At 66.9% G+C, this 20,375-nt stretch carries 18 protein-coding genes; 9 read left to right on the forward strand and 9 right to left on the reverse strand.

Translation table 11 applies throughout. From position 1 onward, the window contains the following. Positions 1-18: 18 nt before the first annotated feature. From E4341_RS05990 to E4341_RS06000, 3 genes are all read left to right on the forward strand, one after another. Positions 19-1,008, forward strand: coding sequence for a YafY family protein (locus E4341_RS05990; protein WP_205751370.1), 990 nt, complete (start codon positions 19-21; stop codon positions 1,006-1,008). A gap of 72 nt (positions 1,009-1,080) precedes the next feature. After that, a complete protein-coding gene (locus E4341_RS05995; RefSeq protein ID WP_205751371.1) occupies positions 1,081-2,514 on the forward strand; it encodes a hypothetical protein in 1,434 nt (477 codons plus the stop codon). A 68-nt stretch (positions 2,515-2,582) separates the two neighbouring features. Then, positions 2,583-3,116 (forward strand): hypothetical protein, encoded by a 534-nt coding sequence (locus E4341_RS06000; protein ID WP_165115909.1) that lies wholly within the window; start codon positions 2,583-2,585, stop codon positions 3,114-3,116. On the opposite strand, the gene ychF is transcribed toward E4341_RS06000, so the two are convergent. The 8 genes from ychF to E4341_RS06040 form a co-directional block, all read right to left on the reverse strand. Next, the gene (ychF, locus tag E4341_RS06005) at positions 3,109-4,203 is read right to left on the reverse strand and encodes a redox-regulated ATPase YchF (protein ID WP_165115911.1); all 1,095 of its coding nucleotides are present in this window, start codon (positions 4,201-4,203) and stop codon (positions 3,109-3,111) included. The genes E4341_RS06000 and ychF overlap by 8 nt on opposite strands. A gap of 70 nt (positions 4,204-4,273) precedes the next feature. Further along, positions 4,274-4,765, reverse strand: a complete 492-nt coding sequence (locus E4341_RS06010) for a copper chaperone PCu(A)C (RefSeq protein WP_165115913.1) — start codon at positions 4,763-4,765, stop codon at positions 4,274-4,276. A 13-nt stretch (positions 4,766-4,778) separates the two neighbouring features. Next, the gene (locus E4341_RS06015) at positions 4,779-6,125 is read right to left on the reverse strand and encodes a PepSY domain-containing protein (RefSeq protein ID WP_165115915.1); all 1,347 of its coding nucleotides are present in this window, start codon (positions 6,123-6,125) and stop codon (positions 4,779-4,781) included. Continuing rightward, positions 6,115-8,214 (reverse strand): TonB-dependent receptor domain-containing protein, encoded by a 2,100-nt coding sequence (locus E4341_RS06020; protein ID WP_165115917.1) that lies wholly within the window; start codon positions 8,212-8,214, stop codon positions 6,115-6,117. The genes E4341_RS06015 and E4341_RS06020 overlap by 11 nt, the downstream gene beginning before the upstream one ends. A 67-nt stretch (positions 8,215-8,281) precedes the next feature. Further along, positions 8,282-8,668 carry a hypothetical protein gene (locus tag E4341_RS06025; RefSeq protein WP_055804207.1) on the reverse strand — a complete coding sequence of 129 codons (387 nt, stop codon included), beginning with the start codon at positions 8,666-8,668 and terminating at the stop codon, positions 8,282-8,284. 49 nt (positions 8,669-8,717) lie between these two features. Beyond that, positions 8,718-9,326 (reverse strand): aminoacyl-tRNA hydrolase, encoded by a 609-nt coding sequence (gene pth / locus E4341_RS06030; protein ID WP_165115919.1) that lies wholly within the window; start codon positions 9,324-9,326, stop codon positions 8,718-8,720. A gap of 86 nt (positions 9,327-9,412) precedes the next feature. Continuing rightward, complete coding sequence (locus E4341_RS06035) at positions 9,413-10,045, reverse strand: 50S ribosomal protein L25/general stress protein Ctc (protein ID WP_045810293.1); 633 nt, start codon at positions 10,043-10,045, stop codon at positions 9,413-9,415. A gap of 134 nt (positions 10,046-10,179) precedes the next feature. Next, positions 10,180-12,468 (reverse strand): ATP-binding protein, encoded by a 2,289-nt coding sequence (locus tag E4341_RS06040; protein WP_165115921.1) that lies wholly within the window; start codon positions 12,466-12,468, stop codon positions 10,180-10,182. A gap of 144 nt (positions 12,469-12,612) precedes the next feature. On the opposite strand from E4341_RS06040, the gene E4341_RS06045 reads away from it, so the two are divergent. From E4341_RS06045 to phoB, 6 genes are all read left to right on the forward strand, one after another. Further along, entirely contained in the window at positions 12,613-14,010 is a 1,398-nt protein-coding gene (locus E4341_RS06045) for a cell wall metabolism sensor histidine kinase WalK (RefSeq protein ID WP_165115923.1), read from the forward strand. 140 nt (positions 14,011-14,150) lie between these two features. Further along, a complete protein-coding gene (pstC, locus tag E4341_RS06050; RefSeq protein ID WP_055755010.1) occupies positions 14,151-15,581 on the forward strand; it encodes a phosphate ABC transporter permease subunit PstC in 1,431 nt (476 codons plus the stop codon). Further along, complete coding sequence (pstA, locus tag E4341_RS06055; protein WP_165115925.1) at positions 15,574-16,878, forward strand: phosphate ABC transporter permease PstA; 1,305 nt, start codon at positions 15,574-15,576, stop codon at positions 16,876-16,878. The genes pstC and pstA overlap by 8 nt, the downstream gene beginning before the upstream one ends. 4 nt (positions 16,879-16,882) lie before the next feature. Beyond that, the gene (gene pstB / locus E4341_RS06060) at positions 16,883-17,830 is read left to right on the forward strand and encodes a phosphate ABC transporter ATP-binding protein PstB (RefSeq protein ID WP_165115927.1); all 948 of its coding nucleotides are present in this window, start codon (positions 16,883-16,885) and stop codon (positions 17,828-17,830) included. A gap of 4 nt (positions 17,831-17,834) precedes the next feature. Next, the gene (phoU, locus tag E4341_RS06065; protein WP_165115929.1) at positions 17,835-18,560 is read left to right on the forward strand and encodes a phosphate signaling complex protein PhoU; all 726 of its coding nucleotides are present in this window, start codon (positions 17,835-17,837) and stop codon (positions 18,558-18,560) included. 20 nt (positions 18,561-18,580) lie between these two features. Continuing rightward, entirely contained in the window at positions 18,581-19,273 is a 693-nt protein-coding gene (phoB, locus tag E4341_RS06070) for a phosphate regulon transcriptional regulator PhoB (protein ID WP_017505977.1), read from the forward strand. 37 nt (positions 19,274-19,310) lie between these two features. On the opposite strand, the gene E4341_RS06075 is transcribed toward phoB, so the two are convergent. Beyond that, positions 19,311-20,234, reverse strand: coding sequence for an Hsp33 family molecular chaperone (locus E4341_RS06075; RefSeq protein WP_165115931.1), 924 nt, complete (start codon positions 20,232-20,234; stop codon positions 19,311-19,313). Between the last annotated feature and the right edge of the window lie 141 nt (positions 20,235-20,375).

Consider the following 20,375-nt stretch of genomic DNA (forward strand, 5'->3'; position numbering starts at 1 on the left):
TAGGGATCGGCCAGAGCATTGAGACACGACAAGGCGGCGATGGTGATCGATCTGGCGCGCCGCATGGCCGCCAGCGCCGAAGGGCTGAGCCTGGACGAGATCGCGCGCGACATGCGCGTCGGCCGTCGTACCGCCGAACGGATGCGCGACGCGGTTCTGATGCTGTTCCCCCAGGTGGACGAGGTCTCGGACCCGCCGTCCAAACGATGGCGCATCCGGGGCGGCCTGTCGGCCTTCGAACAGGCCCCGACGGCAACCGAAATGCTGGAACTGTCCAAGGCCGCGACCGCCCTGCGCGCCGCCGGCGAACCGGCGCGCGCGACGGCGCTGGAGGGGCTGGAGCGCAAGCTGAAGGCGGCGATGCGTTCGACCACGCTGAATCGGATGGCGCCGGATCTGGAGGCCCTGGTCCGGGCCGAGACCATTGCGGTCCAGGCCGGCCCTCGACCCTCCGCCGACGAAGCCATGCTGACCGCCATTCGCGCGGCGGTGCTGGCGCAGCAGCCCTTGGGCTTCACCTATTCCCGTCCGGGCGCCGAGCCGCGTCGGCGCAGCGTGGCGCCGTGCGGCGTCATGTTCGGCCGGGCCAACTATCTGGTCGCCGCCGATCGCGAGACCGGCCGCATCCAGACCTTCCGCCTAGACCGGATGAGTCATGTCGCCCCGCAGGAGGGGATGGCCGTGCCGCCCGCCGATTTCGACCTCGGCGTCTTCGCCAGCCAGTCCTTCGGCATCTATCAGGACGAGATCGAGGACGTCGTGCTGCGCATCGCGCCCGAGGGCGCGGCCGAGGCCAGGGGCTGGCGCTGGCACCCGACCCAGTCGTTCGAGGATCAGCCGAACGGCGGCGTGATCGTGCGGTTCCGCGCCTCGGGCATGCGCGAGTTGGCCTGGCACCTGTTCACCTGGGGCGAGCAGGTGCAGATCCTGGCGCCGGAGCGGCTCAAGGCCGTAATGGCCGGCGAACTGGCGGCGGCGGGCCGCGCCTTGGAACGGGCCTCAGCCTGACGAAACCGTAAGCTGACGCGGCGCGTTGACGACCGCTAGGCTTCGCGCCCAGCGCCCTTCAGGAGATCGCCCTTGCGCGTCCACGCTTTCGCCTCGCCCGCCATGCTGGCCCTCGCCCTTATGAGCGGCGCCTGCGCCGCCGGGCCCATGTCGGCGCCGACGACCTTTCAGGAGGAAGGCGGACCCCAGGTGACGGTGACGCGCGACGGCGATCAACTGAACATCGACTATCGCTTCGGGCGCGACGTGCCGGTCTGGGCCTTCCAGGATTCGGCGCTGGAACAGGATTCGCGCCAGCCCTGGCGACCGCGCCAATGGACGGTCGAGACGCCCGGCGTCGTCATGGAGCGACGCGGCCATTACGACATCATCCGCAGCACGGACGGCGGTCCCGTGCCGCGCGAGGTCCGCTTCCGCGTTCGACCGCAGGCGGTGGATCTTGAGGCCGAATATCCGACCCTGCTGTTCTCCAACGGCGCGGTGGCGCTGCCGACGCGACAACTGGATGTCTTCGCTTTGCGGTCGGCCCAGGCGGCTGAACAGGTGCCTGACGACCTGAACCGAATCCGCCTGGATGGCGGTCCCTCGCGCGTGACGTGGCGGGACGAGAACGGACCCGTATTGTTCAACGGCCGCCGCCGTGACGAACTGACCACGACGGACGAGCGCAGCTATGTCCTGCTGGGCGAGGCGACGGTGACGCCGGGGGACGGCCTGTCGACCGTCATGGACCCCAATCTGCCGCCGTGGATCGGCGAGGAGATCCGCGGCTTTGCGCCGCGTGTCGGTCACTATTATCGCGATCGCCTCGGCGCGCCGGGCTCTGGCGGCGATACGCCCATCGTCATGGTGGCCTGGAACGGGCCGACCGAAAGCATGACCAGCATGGGCGGCAGCGTCCTGCCGGGCCTGATCGTCATGTCGTTCGAGGGCAGGGGCGTGACCTCGCCCCAGCCGGAAATCGTGGAGCGTTCGCGCTGGTTCATCGGCCATGAGGGGGCGCATTTCTGGCTGGGACAGACGGTGCGATACGCCTTCGCCGACGAGGCCTGGATCACCGAGGGCGGGGCCGACCTGATGGCCGTGCGCGCCCTGAAGGCCCTCGATGCAAACTATGACGACCGGGCCGAGCTTCAGTCCGAGGTGGACGACTGCGTCAACCTGGCGCGCAAGCCGGTCGCCCAGGCCGGCGCCCGGGGCGAACACCGCGCCTACTACGCCTGCGGGGCCGTTTTCGCCCTGGCGGCGGAGGGCGCGCAACGCCAGCGCAGCGACGGCGACTGGTTCGACTTCCTCAGACCTCTGCTGCGCCAGCCGGATGGCGTGCTCAGCCGCGAGGAATGGCTGACGGCCCTGACTCGGACATCGCGCGACCCGTCGCTGCGCGGCGATGTCGAGCGGCTGCTTGATCAGGGCGCGCCCGATCCGTCCGCCGTCATCGCGCGCCTGTTCCAGCGCACCGGCGTGGCCTTCCGGATGATCGACGGCCGCGTGGTTCTAAGCTGAATCCGATCTCAGTCGCTGGCGCGGATCGTCGGATTGAACCCGAACCTTGGCCGTGGCGTTGTGGCGGGATGAAAACAGCCTTGATCCCGATGGCGGGTGCGATTGCCCTTCTGGCCGCCTGCGGCGATCACGATGTCAATCCGCCGAACGAACCGGCGGCGCCGCTGCGAACGCCCGAGGCCATGCAGCCGGTCGAACCGCCTGGACCGTCGTCTCTGGCTGGACGTGGGCCGCGCAGCTTCGTGGGCGTCTGGGCGGCGAACCCGCAATGGTGCGCTCGACCCCAGAGTGAACGCAGCCCGTTCACCCTGACGCCGCTGCGCTTCGACGCCTACGGCCGCAACTGCGACATCGCCAGCATCGACGAGACGGGTTCCGGCTATGTCGCAGTGCTGCGATGTGCAGGCCGGCCTCAGACCGAGCGGGTGCACATGGGCACGAGCGGCGACGTGATGAACCTGACCTATGTCGATCAGGACATGAAGACGGTGAAACTGGCGCGCTGCCCCGGTTCGCCGCGCGCGCCCGATCCCGCCAATCCGCTGGAAAAGATGATGAAGAAGGACGGGGCCGAAACCCCGCCTGCCGCGCCACCTAGTTGAACAGGAAGTTCATCACGTCGCCGTCCTTGACGACATAGGACTTGCCTTCAGCGCGCAGCTTGCCGGCCTCGCGGGCCTTGGCTTCCCCACGCAGGGCCACGAAGTCGTCGAAGGCGATGGTCTCGGCGCGAATGAAGCCCTTTTCGAAGTCGGTGTGGATCACGCCGGCCGCCTGGGGCGCCGTGTCGCCGACATTGATGGTCCAGGCGCGGGCTTCCTTGGGCCCGACCGTGAAATAGGTCTGCAGGCCCAGCAGCTTATAGGCCTCGCGGATCAGACGGTTCAGGCCGGGCTCTTCCAGACCCAGGGTCTCCAGGAACTCCTTCTGTTCCTCGTCGTCCAGCACGGCGATCTCGGACTCGATCTGGGCCGAGATGACGACCGAGTTGGCGTTGTCCTGGGCGGCGCAGGCTGCGACCTTGTCGGACAGGTCGTTGCCCTTGTCGGCCGAGCCCTCCTCGACGTTCGAGACATAAAGCGCGGGAAGCGCCGTCAGCAGTTGCAGCATGTGCCAAGCCTTGATGTCCTCCTTGGACACCTCGGCGGTGCGCGCGGGCTTGCCGGCGTTCAGCTGGGCCAGGGCCAGATCGACCAGCTTCAGCGTCAGGACGGATTCCTTGTCGCCGCCCTTGGCGCGCTTCTCCAGCTGCGGCCGGCGACGCTCCAGACTTTCCATGTCGGCCAGCATCAGTTCGGTCTCGATGATCTCCAGGTCGGCGATCGGATCGATGCGGTCCTCGACGTGGGTGATGTCGTCATCCACGAAGCAGCGGGCGACGAAGGCCACGGCGTCGCAGTCGCGGATGTTGGCCAGGAACTGGTTGCCCAGGCCTTCGCCCTTGGACGCGCCACGCACCAGACCGGCGACGTCGACGAAGGTGATGCGGGCCGGGATGATCTCTTTCGATCCAGCGATCTCGGCCAGGGCGTTCAGACGCGCCTCGGGCACGGCCACATCGCCGGTGTTCGGCTCGATGGTGCAGAACGGATAGTTGGCCGCCTGGGCCGCCGCCGTCTTGGTCAGGGCGTTGAACAGGGTGGACTTGCCGACGTTGGGCAGGCCGACGATCGCGACTTTAAGAGCCATGGTATTCCTCGTGAGGCGCGAGCCTTTAGCGGGTTCAGAGCCGTTTGTCAGGCTCGCGCTTCAACTGAGGTCAGTGGGCGGCGTGATCCATGCCTTCCATGGCCGGTTGGCGAACCTGCGCCTGAACCGTGATCGCCGGCGCCGACGCGAATTGGAACGTCAGCGGCACGGTCTCGCCGGCGACCAGAGGCGCGGTCAGGCCGATGAGCATCAGGTGGTTGCCGCCCGGCGCCAAGGCCACGGCCTGACCGGCGGGCAGGGGCAGGCCCGCCGTCAGCTCGGCCATCTTCATCATGCCGTTCTCGGTCTTCATCTCGTGGACCTGAAGCGATGCGGCACGCGGGGTCGATCCCCCCGTCAGCCTGTCGTCAGTCGCGGCGGTCAGGGTGACATAGCAGCCGCCGGCCTTGGCTCCGTTCGGCGACGGGCGGCACCAGGCGTCGGTCGCGGTCACGGCGGCGGTCGCTGTCGGCGTCTCAGTGGCGGGCGCCTTGGCCGGCTCGGACGGATTGCAGGCCGCCAGCGACAGGCTGGCGGCGGCAAGGGCGAGTTTGATCTTCATGGCGTCAGGTCTTTCACGAGGCGGCGGAACGGCGCCGGATCATCGGACGCAGGGCTCGGTCGAGCAATACGGCCGCGATCAGGCTCAGTCCCGTCAGGGGATAGAGGATGGCGAGGGGCAGGACGATGCCCAGGACAGCGGCGCGCGCACGCGGTCCCGGCGGGGCGGGCGGCGCGCCCAGGCGTCGGCGCGACAGATTGGGCGGGCGGCGCTTCCACCACATGACCAGGCCGCTGATCGCCAGCAGCCACACGCCGATGCAGCCCAGCAGCATGACGAGACGGTTCGCCTGTCCGAACTGCGTGCCCTGGTGCGTATAGATGCCGAACTCGATGGCCTGTGCGCCGGCGCCGAACTGGTCATAGCCAATGTCGCCCAGCAGCCGCCCGGAGACCGCATCGACATAGAGCGACCGGCTGTCCTGAACCCGCGTCGCCTGAGTCGTCAGCGTATAGGCGGTGTCATCGGCCTTGGGGATGTTCACCGTATAGGGGCGCGCCAGGCGGGCCTGATCCGCGACCCGCAGAACCTGCGCCAGGCCGCCATGGCCGGCATGGTCGTGGGTCATCACCATGCCCTCCATGGTCCAGCCGGCCCCGACCGGCGCGTCGTGGTGCTGCGCCTTTTGCCAGGCGCCGGCGACGGGTGCGGGCGGCCGCCCCAGCCCCGTCTCCTTGACCGCCCCCATGACCTTGTCGCCCCAGACCGCCGACCACGGCATGCCGGTCACGGCCAGAAACAGCACCACTCCGCCGACATAGAAGCCCGTCAGTCCATGCAAGTCGCGCCAGAACGGACGGCGGCGGCTGTCTGTCGTCTGCGGTGCAAAGGTCGCGACGCCCCGCCCGCGCGGCCACCACAGATAAAGCCCCGTGGCGAACAGGATGATCGTCCAGCCGGCGACGATTTCCACCAGGATGTTGAACGGCCGCCCCAGCAGGGTCAGGCTGTGTGTCTTCTTGACCAGCTCCATGAACCCGCCGGCCGGAATGACGCCGGTGGCCCGGCCGGTGTGCGGATCGACGAAGACCGTCTTCTGCACGCCGTCGGGTCGATCCACCCGCAGCCGGAGCGCCTGATCGTCGCGCGCGGGCATGACCAGATTGGCGACCCGGCCCCCGCCAGCAGCCTGGGCGGCCAAAGCCACCCACGCAGCCGGCGCCGCTTGGGTCTTAACGGCCGGCACGCGGATCATGTCGCGATACAGAAAGCCGTCTATCTCGTCCTTGAACAGATAAAGCCCTCCCGTCAGGGCCAGCAGCATCAGCACCGGCATGACGAAGACGCCGGCATAGAAATGCCAGCGCCAGACCGCACGATAGGCGCCGGACATTGAGGCGTCGCCAGACTCAGAACGCATAACGCAACCCCACATAGGCCGAACGTCCTTCGCCGGGCACAAAGACGGCAGTCGCGACTTTAGTGGCGTCCGTCACGGCGTTGACGGTCGAAACATAGCGCTCGTCGGTCAGGTTGCGCGCATCCAAGAACAGGGAAACTCCACCTCGCAAACTCCAGCCCGCATTGAACGACAGAATGGCGTAGTCAGGTGCCGTCAGCGGCGTTCCATCTGTGGCGCTGCGCGTGTTGGCGTAATCGATCAGCACGTCCGTCGGCGACCATTCGACGCTAGGCGCCACGAACCAGCCCGCCGGATGGGCATATTTCAACTCGGCCCGGTAGAGATGCTCCGGCACGACCGGCAGACGATTGTCGCCATAGATACGGTCGTTCTTGAAGAAGAAATCTGACCAGGCGTAGGTCTGGCGCAGCGTCAGGCGACCATCGGTGCTGTCGATAATCCGCCAGTCCAGCCCCGCTTCCATGCCCTGATGGACGGTATCGTCAGCATTGAAGGTCGCGGCGGGAATGTTCAGGGTCGGATTGACGCTATAGTTCAGCAGTTCGCCTTCGATCTGGGCGCGATAGGCCGACAGATCGTAAGTGAAGCGACCGCGACGGCCGCGGGCGCCGACCTCGGCTGTCCAGGCATCCTGGATGTCGACGGGCACGAACTTCGGCACGTTGCCCTGCACCAAGGCGCCATAGCTGGGCGCCTCCACCGAGCGCGTAAGATTGGCGTAAAGCTGGGCGCCCATCTCATTTTCCCATAGCAGGCCGATGCGCGGCGCGAACCAGTCAAAGGTCGCGTCAGCATTGTTGGCTGGGACCAGATTGTTTGTGTAGTCCCGCTCCGCACGGCCGTAGCTGCCGCCCGCGACCAGAGCCAGACGGTCCGTGACGAACAGGCGGCCTTCGGCGAAGATGTCGATGCCGGTCGCGTCCTGAACCGAATCGCCGATCTTGGCGCCTGGACGTGCGCCACCTGCCGCCACGAAGGTGAAGGCGTCCGTCGTCCCGCCGCGATAGCTGATCCCCGTATAGGCGTCAGCCCTCATGCCGCCCAGCCGACCGTTCCAGTCCAGTCGGCCATAGCCGCCCCACTGCAGGCTGTTCTGATCGATGACGATGGAAATGGGGTGATAAAGATCCTTGTCCACTACATAGACGGCCCCTTCGAACGACAGGCTGTCATCCACGCGCCAGCGACCCAGAAGGGTGCTTCTCAAGGATTTCACGTCGCGCGCAAAGGCCAGGGTGTTATTGTTCGCCGGTACGGCGGTCGGGTTGGTGAGGGCCTGCTGACGGGTGACGGCGGAAGACACCGACTGATCCAGATCATTGCCCTGAACGATCAGCCGCAACTCACGACCTTCGCCGAACGAACGGCCCAGATTGAGCGTCAGCCGTTTCGAATCTGAGCTTTGATTGTCCCGGAACCCGTCCGAACTGGCCACGGTGGCGGCCGCGTACAGGTCCCAGTCGCCCCAGTCGCGCGCCAGGGCGACATGACCGCGCAGGGTATCGAACGATCCGCTCTCGATCCGGATCAGGTTCCGGCTCGCGGCCGTGCGCCCGGTCGGTGTCACGACATTGATCGCACCGCCCAGCGCGGCGCCGCCGAAGCGCAGGGCGTTGCCGCCCTTGAACACATCGATGTGGCGCGCGATCAGGGGATCGATCTCCTGAAACTCGCCAAAACCGTCGGGCGCATTGAAGGGCACGCCGTCCTGGGCCAGCAGCACGCCGCGCAGGTGCGCGCCGTTGCCGATGCCGGAGCCGCGAATCGACAACCGCACCTCCTCGCCCCAGCGGCGTTGTGCGAAGACGCCTGGCACGCTGCGAAGCGTATCGGCGAAGGTCAGGGCGTAGCGGTCCTGATAGGTTTCGGAGGCGACGACCGCGACAGCGCCCGGCGTGCGAGACAAAAGGGCGCGGGCTTCTGCAACAACGGCGGGATCCTCGGCGTTGCGGCGGCCGGTGACGATGACGCTGTCCAGCAAAGCCGGTTCGGGCGTCTGCTGGGCCAGGACGGGCCTCGTCCAACCGGCGTTGGAGAGGGCGGCGAGCAGCAGCGCGCAGGGCGCTGCGGTAGTCTTGAAGGACATGGAATGAACCTGAAATCAGAACGAGACGGCGCGCAGGCGTTGAGGACGGCGCGGGCTTGGGTCTGGTTCAGGCTTGGGGTGGGGCGGTGGACGGCGGACGCGGCGGCGCGCGCGCGGGCGGCGGCGGGCTGACACTGGCGGCGACATAGACGACACGCTCGACGGTGCGGACCACCGGCGCCGGCTCGGGCGCAGGCGGGCAGGGCAGGGCGGCGGCCAACGGCATGACGCAGGCGGCGCATTTGGCCCCGACGTGCTTGTTGACCGGGCCGTCCATACCGCCGGACTGGATCGTCTGGGGGCCTTCCGCCGAACAGATGACCAGCGGGTGGCCCGGCTGGACCGCCGCGAGAGCCGCGAACGGCAACAGAGTTCCAAGCACGAGCGCAAACACAGCCGCCAAGAAGGCGAGCGATTGCGAGATCGACCAATTGTCGGCTTGGGCGCGGGTCACGTCTGGCCTCTACGGCGTTTTGCTACGGCGCGATAGGCGGCGGTTTGTCCTAAAGCTCGCCGCGCGCGGCCTGGCGGGGGCTGAACTTGGGCGCGGGGGCCAGGCGCATAACCTCGCCCTGATAGCGTTCGTCATCGCCCGCCACCGCGAAGGGCAGGGCGTCGGCGCAGGCCTGAAGCATGGCGTCCAGCCACGGCTGTTCCGCCTTGTGGAAGTCGCCCAAAACGTGGGGCATGACCAGTTCCTTCTCGCCGGGATGGCCGATACCCATGCGCGCACGTCGGAAGTCGGCGCCAAGATGACTGATCAGGGAGCGGATGCCGTTCTGTCCCGCCGCGCCGCCGCCGGTCTTCATACGGAACCGCCCAGGGGCCAGGTCGATCTCGTCGTGGAAGACGATGATTTCGCTCGGCTTGATCTTGTAGAACCGCGCCGCCTCGCCGACCGCCCGACCGCTTTCGTTCATATAGGTCTGGGGTTTCATCAGCAGGACCTTGGTCCCGTCGACCAGACCCTCGCTGACGATCGACTGAAACTTGGCGCGTTCAGGACCGAACCGCCAGCGGCGCGCGATCTCGTCGGCGGCCATGAAGCCGATGTTGTGCCGGTTCTTTTCGTATTTCCCGCCCGGATTGCCGAGCCCCGCGATGATGATCATGGCGTCCTCTTGCCGTTTGCGTCAGGCAAAGAAAAGCCCCGCACGGCGAACCGGGCGGGGCGTGATCTTGTCGAAACGACGAAGGATCAGTCTTCGGTCTTCTCGGCCGGGGCGGCCTCGGCGTCAGCGGCTTCGTCAGCAGCTTCCGACAGGGCGGCCGAGGAGATCTTGACCGTGGCGATCACGAAGTCGCGGTCGGTGATGGTGGCTTCCGCGCCCTTGGGCAGCTTGATGTCCGAGATGCGGATGGTGTCGCCGATTTCGGCCTTGGCCAGATCGACAACCAGCTCTTCCGGGATCTGGTCGGCGCGGACCAGGATCTCGACGGCGTGACGGACGATCTCCAGCGAGCCGCCCTGACGCGAGTAGGGCGCTTCATCGGCGTTCAGGAAGTGCACCGGCACTTCGATCTTGACCGGAGCCTTCTCATCGACGCGCATCAGGTCGAAGTGAAGGGGGCGGTCCGAAACGGGGTCGAACTGCACGTCCTTGGCGATGACCGGCTGGGTCTCGTCGCCGTACTTCAGGGTCACCAGGTGGCCCAGCAGCTTGCCGGTGTAGAGCGACTTGCGGAAGTCCTTCTCGTTCACCGAAATGGCGACGGGGGCTTGCTCGCCGCCGTAAAGGACGCCCGGCACGAAACCGGCGCGACGCGCAGCGCGAGCGCCGCCGGTGCCGACGCCATCGCGGACGTCCACGTTCAGAATGATCTCGGCCATGTGGCTCGCCTCAACAACAACGGAAACGCCGCGCCAACCCGGGGCTCTCGCGGCGGGGGTGATGAACCCTCGAATTCAAGAGCGCGGGCTATTACACGCATCAGGTCCAAGGCGCAACCGTCAAAGGTTCCGCTTCACGCCGCACGCGCGCGATCCTTCAGCAGCGACGTCGGCGCCGCGACGATGCCCAGCAGTTCGGCGGCGTTGAACGGCTTGGCCAGGTGGTGGTCGGCCCCGGCCGCGCGTCCGGCGGCGACGTGCTCTGGCATGGCGTTGGCGGTCAGCATGACGATCGGCGTGCGATCCAGGCCCATCGTCGCCTCGTGCAGGCGAATCTCCTGCGTCGCGGTCAGCCCGTCCATGACGGGCATCTGCATGTCCATCAGCACCAGGTCGAAGGTGTCGGCCCGGAAACTTTCCAGCGCTTGGGCGCCGTTCTCGGCGATCACGATCTGCGTGGGCGTCTGCGCCAGAATCAGTTCGATGACACGGCGGTTGGTCGGATGGTCGTCGGCGACCAGCACGCGGATCGTCCGCGCCTGCTCCACGACGGCGAGTTGGGCCGGCGCTGGTTCTTTGCGCGACGGGGCCTGGGTCTGTCTCAGCGGCAAAGTCAGGATGAAGGCCGCGCCGCCGCCGGGTTCGCTCTCGCAGCCCAGGTCGCCGCCCATCATCTCGGCCAGCTGACGACAGATGGACAGGCCAAGACCCGAACCCCCGAACTTGCGCGTGATGCCGCCGTCGGCCTGTTCGAACCGGCTGAACAGGCGCGCCCGCGTCGCGGCGTCAAAGCCGATGCCGCTGTCCTCGACGGTGAAGCGCAGCACGGGCGAGCCCTCGCGGTCCGCGCCACGCTGCACGATCAGGCCGACGAATCCCTTGCTGGTGAACTTGACGGCGTTCGAGATCAGATTGGTCAGCACCTGCTTCAGGCGCACCGCATCGCCCAGGATCCAGACGTCGTCCTCCAGATCGATATCGACGTGGAAGTCGAGATGCTTCTCACGCGCGTTCTCGGCGTAGAGCTGAGCCGCCTCGCGCACGACCGTCGCCAGTTCGAAGGCGTCTTCGGTCAGCTCCAACTTGCCCGATTCGACGCGCGCCAGATCCAGGATGTCGCTCAGCAGGGTCTGCAGCGTCTTTCCCGACGCCTGCATCAGATCCAGCATCTCACGCTGTTCAGCCGTCAGATCGGTCTTGGCCAGGGCCTGGGACAGGCCGATCACACCATTCAACGGCGTGCGGATCTCATGGCTCATGTTGGCCAGAAACTGGCTCTTGGCGACATTGGCGGCCTCGGCCGCGTCACGCGCTTCGGACAGGGCCTCGGCGTCTCGTTTCAGATCGGTGATGTCATTGCAGACCGTGACTGTCCCGCCCTCGGACGTACGGCGATCCTGAATACGCAGCCAACGCCCGCCGGCGACCTGCTGCTCGCTGTTCGATGAAAGCTGACGACGGGCCTGCATGCGCTCATTAAGCCATTCTTCTTCGCGGCCGGCCGCCTCCTGATAGCGGCCTTCGTCGATGCCGATGCGCAGGGCCTCGCGGAACGTCAGGCCGACGACCAGATGCGGCTCGAGCTCGGGGTTCACCTCGGCATAGCGGGCATTCCAAAGCACCAGCCGATCCTTGGAATCATAAAAGCCCAGGCCGTCGGGCATGGCGTCCACCGCCTCGCGGATACGGCGCAGCGCGGTGGCGCGCGAAATGTAGGCCATCATGCCCAGGACGGCGGCGGCCGTGCAGATCATCAGCAGAATGGCGGCCAGCAGCAGTCGCATCGCCTCGCTGGACAGCCCTTGGTCGGCGGCGACGGTCGGGTCCGGCGTCACCGTGATGGCCGCCATGCCGATGAAGTGAAGAACGATGACGGTCGCGGAAAGTCCCGTCGTCGTCGCCAACAGGCGCAGCAGGCCGCCTCGACGATAGAAGAAGGCCGTCGCGCCGCCGATCGCCAAGGCCGCGATGATGGACAGGGCGACTAGGCCGGGATCCCAACTGATGTGCGCGGGCGCCTTGATGGCGGCCATACCGAGGTAATGCATGGCTCCGACGCCGGCGACGGCGATCACCGCGGCAAGCACGCGCCACATGCGACCCTTGCCCATCAACGTCGAGCCGATCGTCAGGCCGATCATGGCTAGCGCGATCCCCAGGGAGGCGACCGTCAGGAAAGGATTGTAACGCACCGGCACGCCAGCCACGAACCCCTGCATGGCCACGAAATGGGTCGCCCAGATCGACAGGGCCCCGATCATGACGGCCAGCAGGACCGCGCGGCGTCGTCGATCGGGGTCGCGCCGGCCCATCTTCTGCATGACATGGGTCGACACGCCCAGACCGGCCATGCAGATCAGCGCAGCGAACACCGTGATCCGCCAGTCGTGATCGTGCGCAATGCAATGGATGATGCGGTCCACGAGGCCTCCCCTTGGGTGTACGATAGGCGACAATCCTAAAGAAACCGTGCGGCGAAGCTTATGGGCGCCTCAGGCTGTCGGCACGCCGTCACAGAATCCGTGCAAGGATCGGAGTCGTTCTTCAGTTCGAGGTCGCCTGGACCCATGCCTTACGAAGTCTCGCCATCGCCTGTCGCGCCGGTCTCCACCTCGCGGCTGTGGACGGTCGGCGCCAGCATCGGCATCGCCATCGTGACCCTGCTGGTGCTGGCGGTTCTGCATCCCGAACTCGCGAACTGGCTGGTCGGCGGGGCGGTGATCGTGGCGGCCTCGGCCTGGCTGTTGAACATGAACGAGGCGGCCAGGGCCGAGCCGGCGGCCAGTCAAGGCGCTGCGACCGAGCCCGCCATCGACATGGTGACGGGCGATCTTCTCGACCGGGTGTTCGAGGCGCTGGACGATCCGGTGCTGGTGGTCAGCGGCGGCGAGCCGGACGACATCGCCGGGCGACGCATTGTCATGGCGAACGCGGCTGCGCGCGAACTTCTTCGCATCCAGCGCCAAGGCGCCTTGCTGGTTCAGGTGATCCGTGAACCGGGCGTGCTGGAGGCGGTTGACGAGGCCCTGTTCGGCGGGACGGCGCGCACCACGGATTATGCGACGGGCGGTCAGCGCGACCGACGCTGGCGCGCCTGGACCCGTCCGCTCTCACTCGAAGCGTCAGGCAATACCGGGTCGGAGCTGGCCCTGCTGATGCTGCGCGACGAAACGGACTCGCGCCGCATCGAGATGATGCGCGTGGACTTCCTGGCCAACGCCAGCCACGAACTGCGCACGCCCTTGGCCTCGCTCAGCGGTTTCATCGAGACTTTGAAAGGCCACGCACGTGAGGATGTGGTCGCGCGCGACCGCTTCCTGGACATCATGTCGGCCCAGGCGGACCGGATGGGGCGGCTGGTCGCGGATCTGCTGTCGCTCAGCCGGATCGAACTGAACGAGCATATTCCGCCCTCTGGCCGCGTCGATCTGGACCGCGCCGCCTCCGACGTGGTCGACGCCATCAGCGTTCTGACGCGCGAAAAGGAGATCGCCATCGCCTTGGATCAGGGGGAGGCGAGGGCGTCGATCAGCGGCGATCGGGATGAGATCTTGCAGGTGGTGCAGAACCTGCTCGACAACGCCGTCAAATATTCGTCACGCAACGGCACGGTCGAAATCTCGGTGCGTTCAGACCTGTCGTTCGACGAGGCCTGGGCCTCGCGCATGCCTGGCGCGACACGACTGCCGCTGGTCACGCCGGACCGCACGGCTGGCGTCTCCTATGCCGCGGTCACGGTGCGCGACCATGGGCCCGGCATGGCGCGCGAACATCTGCCCCGCCTGACCGAGCGCTTCTATCGGGTCGAGGGTCAAAAGAGCGGCGAGCGGCAGGGGACGGGGCTGGGCCTGGCCATCGTCAAACACATCATCAACCGTCACCAGGGCGGTCTGGTGGTCGAAAGCGCGCCCGGCATGGGCGCCGCCTTCACCGCCTGGTTCCCGCAACCGATCGAGCGACGCTGAGGCCGCGACGGACGGTCGCTGTCACCCAACTGTCATCGACCCGTCGTAATCCGCTGACCATTCGCAGGCAGTAGTCGCGCCGCGTTGGTCCCGATGTTCAGGACCGTCGTCGATTCGCGCACGGCGCTTCGGACTTCTGAATGATCTGGATTTATTTGCTGATCCTCGTCGCCTTGAGTGCGGCCGCCTTCTTGGGCGGACGCACGTTGGCGCGTCGTCGTGCGATCGGCGCTAAGCCCCATTCCCGCCCCGGCCAGCACGGCGCCTATGCCCTGATCTGGGTTGCCGCGCCGGCTCTTCTGGTTCTGATCCTGGCCTCGGTTTTCGCCGCCCCGCTTCAGCGTCAGTTGACCGCTGTCGGTACGCCTGATGCGGTCGCGGCGCTGGAGCCGTTCCGCCGCGACGCCTTCTTCGCCGACGCCCACCGCGTGGGTCGCGGAGAGGCCGCGCTCCAGATTTGGGAACGCCCGCTGGCCGAACAGCTGCCGGTCGAGGCGCGCCGCATGGTTCGCATTGAACGCACTCTGTCGTGGGGCGGCGGTGTCGCCGCCATCCTGGCCGCCATCCTGGGCGGCCTGTTCGCCCTGACGCAGATCAAGCCTCAGACGCGCGCCCGCAATCGGGTCGAGGGCTGGATCTACGGCGCCCTGTTCGTCTGCTCGGCCATCGCCGTCCTGACGACCCTAGGCATCATCGCCTCCCTGGCCTTCGACAGCTTCCGCTTCTTCCAGAAGGTGCCGGTTCTCGACTTCCTGTTTGGCACCCAATGGAGCCCTCAGATCGCCATCCGCGCCGATCAGGTCGGGTCCTCGGGCGCCTTCGGGGCCGTGCCGCTGTTCGCCGGCACCCTGCTGATCATGGTCATCGCCATGTGCGTCGCTGCGCCGATCGGCCTGCTGTCGGCCATCTATCTGTCGGAATACGCCGGCCGCACGACCCGCGCGGTGATCAAGCCGCTGCTGGAGATCCTCGCCGGCGTGCCGACCGTCGTTTACGGCTTCTTCGCCGCCCTGACCGTCGGGCCGTTGCTGAGGGTCTTCTTCAACGAGATCGGCCTCTTCCTGATCGGCGGACCGCTGGACGGGCTCGGCCAATACCTGGCTCTGGTTCAGAACCAGATGGCCCTGACGGCGGGCGCGGTGATGGGCATCATGCTGATCCCGTTCGTGTCGTCCCTGTCCGACGACATTCTGAACGCCGTGCCTCAGTCGCTGCGTGACGGCTCGTTCGCCATGGGCGCGACCAAGTCCGAGACGGTGAAGCGGGTTCTTCTGCCCGCCGCGCTGCCGGGCATCGCCGGCGCCTTGCTGCTAGCCGTGTCGCGCGCCATTGGCGAGACCATGATCGTGACCATGGCCGCGGGCTTGGCCGCCAACCTGACCTTCAACCCGCTGGACACCGTCACCACCGTCACCGTTCAGATCGTGACCCTGTTGACCGGCGACCAGGAGTTCAACAGCGCAAAGACCCTGTCCGCCTTCGGCCTGGGCCTGACCCTGTTCCTTGTGACCCTGATGCTGAACATCATCGCCCACCGGATCGTGCAGACCTATCGGGAACAATATGACTGACGCGACCCCCGATCAGATCGACGGCGCGGCCGCCAAGGGACGTCTCGACCGCCTGCGGGCCGGTCTGAAGCGTCGTCATGCCAAGGAAACGCGTTTCAAATGGTATGGCCGCCTGGCCATCGCCGCCGCCATGCTGTTCCTGGCCGTGCTGCTGGTCCGCATCGTCGAGCAGGGCCACACCGCCTTCTACACCCACACCGTCACCGTGCCGGTCTTCATGGACCCGGCGCGCGTGGACCGCGCCTATCCGCAGGGCTCCAACTTCGAGCAACTGGCCGCCGAGCAGCAGCTGGCCCGCATGGGCATTCAGGACGACGCGGCGGGGACCAAAGCCGCGCAGATGAAGCGGTTGTTCTCGTCGGAGCTGAAGTTCGTCGCCGCTGACCTGGTCGCCAAGCGCAGCGAGGTCATCGGCGAGACCGTGCCCCTGGCCGTGCCGCTGTCCGACGACGCCGATCTGTATCTGAAAGGCGAAATCTCCAGGGACACGCCCGAGGATCAGCGCCGCCTGACCGACCAGCAGATCGCCTGGCTGGACCGGATGCAGACCGAAGGCGTGATCGGCTCGCACTTCAACACCGCCCTGTTCACCAACGGCGATTCGACCCAGCCCGAGCTTGCCGGCGTCCTGGGCGCCGTGGTCGGTTCGGCCCTGATGCTGATGGTCACGGCCCTGATCGCCATTCCGCTGGGCGTCGGCGCGGCCATCTGGCTGGAAGAGTTCGCGCCCAAGAACAAGCTGACCGACATCATCGAGGTCAACATCAACAACCTCGCGGCCGTGCCGTCGATCGTCTACGGCCTCTTGGGTCTGGCCCTGTTCATCAACTGGATGCATCTGCCGCGCGCCAGCCCCATCGTCGGCGGTCTGGTGCTGGCGCTGATGGCCCTGCCGACCCTTGTCATCGCCACCCGTTCGGCGCTGAAAGCCGTGCCCCCGTCGATCCGCGAGGCCGCCCTGGCTATGGGCGCTTCCAAGACCCAGACGGTGTTCAGCCACGTCCTGCCGCTCGCCATGCCCGGCGTCATGACCGGCGCCATCATCTCGATGGCTCACGCCCTGGGCGAGACCGCGCCGCTGCTGCTGATCGGCATGGTCAGCTTCGTGCCGGGCCTGCCGCACGCCATCGACCAGCCTGTCGGCGCGCTGCCCTCGCTGATCTACATCTGGGAGAACGCCTCGGAGCGGGCCTTCCACGAACGCACCGCTGCGGCGATCATCGTCCTGCTGGTCTTCATGATCATCATGAACGCGGCGGCCATTATCCTGAGGCGGCGCTTCGAGCGTCGGTGGTAAGAGAATGAAATTCCGTATTTTCCGCTCCGCCGAGGACCAGACCGGCGCCGGCTCGGTCGATCCGACCGAAGCGCCGCGCATGGGCGGTCAGGTCCTGCCCGAAATCGCCCCGTCCGAGAGCGCAGCCGCCGAACCGCGTGTCGAGGACGCCACGCCCCGGTCGGGTCCCGCCGTGGTCGACAGCCCGCCCGTCGGTCCGATCAAGATCGCGGCGCGCGACGTCTCGGTCTTCTATGAGGGCAAACAGGCGCTCTACGACGTCTCGCTGGATATCCCGGACAAGACCGTCACGGCCCTGATCGGCCCGTCGGGCTGCGGCAAGTCTACTTTCTTGCGGACCATGAACCGCATGAACGACACCATCGCCGGGGCCAAGGTCACGGGCCGCATCGCCATGGACGGCGAGGACATCAACGACCGCTCCATCGACCCGGTGCTGCTGCGCGCCCGCGTCGGCATGGTGTTCCAGCGTCCGAACCCCTTCCCGAAATCGATCTACGAAAACGTCGCCTACGGGCCCAAGATCCACGGCCTGGTGTCGTCCAAGGCCGAGATGGACGAGGTCGTTGAAAAGGCGCTGAAGCGCGCCGGCCTGTGGGAAGAGGTTGCTGACCGCCTGCAATCGTCGGCCATGGGACTTTCGGGCGGTCAGCAGCAGCGTCTGGTCATCGCCCGCGCCATCGCCGTGAACCCCGAAGTCATCCTGATGGACGAGCCCTGCTCGGCGCTGGACCCCATCGCCACGGCGCGGATCGAGGAGCTGATCGACGAACTGCGCGAGCGGTTCTGCATCGTCATCGTCACCCACTCGATGGCCCAAGCCGCGCGCGTGTCACAGCGCACCGCCTTCTTCCACATGGGCCGTCTGGTCGAGACCGGGGATACGGAAGACATCTTCCAGAATCCGCGCGAACGGCGCACGCTCGACTACATCACGGGACGCTTCGGCTAATCCGATGAACCAGCACACCGTCAAAGCCTATGGCGACGAACTGAACCAGATCACGGCCGAGATCGCCCGTATGGGCGGCTTGGCCGAGGCCCAGGTCGCGGACGCCATCGACTCCGTCGCCCGGCGCGACATCGCCCTGGCTCGCGCCGTGGTCGAACGCGATCTGAAGCTGGACGCCCTGCACCGCGATATCGAGAAGAAGGCGATCCGCCTGATCGCCCTGCGCCAGCCGGTCGCCAGCGACCTGCGCCGCACCCTGGGCGCCATGAAGATCGCCACCGATCTGGAGCGCACCGGCGATCTGGCCAAGAACATCGCCAAGCGCGCGCTGATCCTGGCCGAAGGTCAGCCGATGCAGCCCCTGACCCGTTCGATCGAGCGGATGGGACGGCTCGTCTCGACCCGCCTGCGCGATGTGCTGGACGCCTATACGGCTTCGGAACTCGATCGGGCCGTCGCCGTCTGGCAGACCGACGACGAGGTCGACGAGCACTACAACGCCCTGTTCCGCGAACTGCTGACCTACATGATGGGCGATCCGCGCACGATCGGCGCCTGCACCCATCTGCTGTTCATGGCCAAGAACCTGGAGCGGATCGGCGACCACGCGACCAACATCGCCGAAACCGTCCACTACGAGATCACGGGCGAGGACATCGTGGGCGAACGCCCGCGCGCCCAACCCACGGCTGAGGACTCCGATCCGACGCCAAACCTTTCGACGCACTGACCCGAGACCGGAGACCCGACGTGCAGCCCTATATCCTTGTGATGGAAGACGAGGACGCGCTGGCGACCCTTCTTCAGTACAATCTCGAAAAGGAAGGCTACGACGTCGCCGTCGCCGCCGACGGCGAGGAGGGCATGCTCCAGATCGACGAGCGTCTGCCCGATCTGGTGCTGCTGGACTGGATGCTGCCCAAGCTGTCAGGCATCGAGGTCTGCCGTCGCATTCGCGGCAAGGCCGAGACCCGCAACCTGCCGATCATCATGCTGACGGCGCGCGGCGAGGAGAGCGACCGGGTTCGCGGTCTGGACACAGGCGCGGACGACTATCTGACCAAGCCTTTTTCGATGGTCGAGCTGATCGCGCGCATCCGCGCCGTCCTGCGACGCATTCGCCCGGGTCTGGCCGACGACCGCCTGAACCATGGCGACATCGTCGTGGATCGCGTCTCGCACCGGGTGAAGCGCAACGGCAAGGAGGTCCATCTGGGCCCGACCGAGTTCCGCTTGCTGGACCACTTCATGCAGCACCCCGGACGGGTGTTCAGCCGCGAGCAGCTGCTGGACGCGGTCTGGGGCTCGGACGTCTATGTCGAGGCCCGCACCGTCGACGTCCACGTCGGGCGCCTGCGTAAGGCCCTGGCCATCGCTGACGAAAGCGCCAATCCCATCCGCACGGTCCGCTCGGCGGGCTATTCGCTGGATCTGGAAGGCTAAAAGAAGAAGGGCGGCTCTCGAAGCCGCCCTTTGCAATTCAAATCTGCTCTGCGACGACCTCGTCGGGGTCCAGCGCATAGACCGTGGCGCAGTATTCGCAGGTGACGCGGATCTTGCCGTCGTCCTCCAACATGTCGGCGCGCTCGGCGGGATCGAACGAGGCCAGGACCGAGGCGATCCGTTCGCGCGAGCAACGGCAGACGGCCGTCAGTTCTCGCGCGCCCTCCAGTCGCACGCCGTCTTCGTGGAACAGGCGGAACAGCAGCGTCTCGGGCGAGATCGTCGGATCGACCAGCTCGTCATCGCCCAGCGTGCCGAACAGGGCCCGCGTGCGGTCCCAGACCTCTTCGGTCGAACCACGCGCCTCGTCGCCGGCGATGATCTGGATCATCGCCCCGCCGGCGCGCCATTGCGATCCGGCCTCGGTCTGAACCTGGCCGACGGCCAGACGCACCTTGGTCGGCACCTGTTCCGACTGCTGGAAATAGTGTTCGGCGGCCAACGACAGGCTTTCGCCCTCGATCGGCGTGATCCCTTGGGTGCGCTCGAAGTCCGGGCCGCGATCCAGCGTCATGATGAAGACGCCCTGGCCCAGCAGCGAGCGGGCGCCGGGACGGGCGAAGCCCTGCGACGCCTCGGCCACCTCGGCCTCGTCGTAGCGACAATAGCCGCGCAGCGACCCGTCGGTGCCGTAATCGGCGACGACATAGCGCACGGGGCCGTCGCCCTGGGCCTGGACCAGCAGGCGACCCTCGAACTTCAGGCTGGAGCCGATCAGGGCGGCCAGTGCGCAGGCCTCGCCCAACAGGGCGGCGACCGGCTCGGGATAGGCGTGGGCGGCCAGGATCTTGTCGATGGTCGCGCCCAGGCGAACCAGGCGACCGCGCACGGGCCAGCCTTCGATCTGGAAGGCGGCGGCCAGATCGTCGGAATCGGGAATGTTGGGCGCGTGATCGGTCACGGCGAGGTCCTTTGGGGCGTCATATCGGGATCGCGGCTATGTAGGCGCCCGCAGGCGGCTTGATAAGGGGGCTAATCCGCCGGGTCTTGGGGGAGGGCGACGGAACCGATTTCGGCGCGGATCGCTCTTTTGGCTCAAGCG

The sequence above is a fragment of the Brevundimonas sp. 'scallop' genome (assembly GCF_011045535.1).
GTDB lineage: Bacteria > Pseudomonadota > Alphaproteobacteria > Caulobacterales > Caulobacteraceae > Brevundimonas > Brevundimonas vesicularis.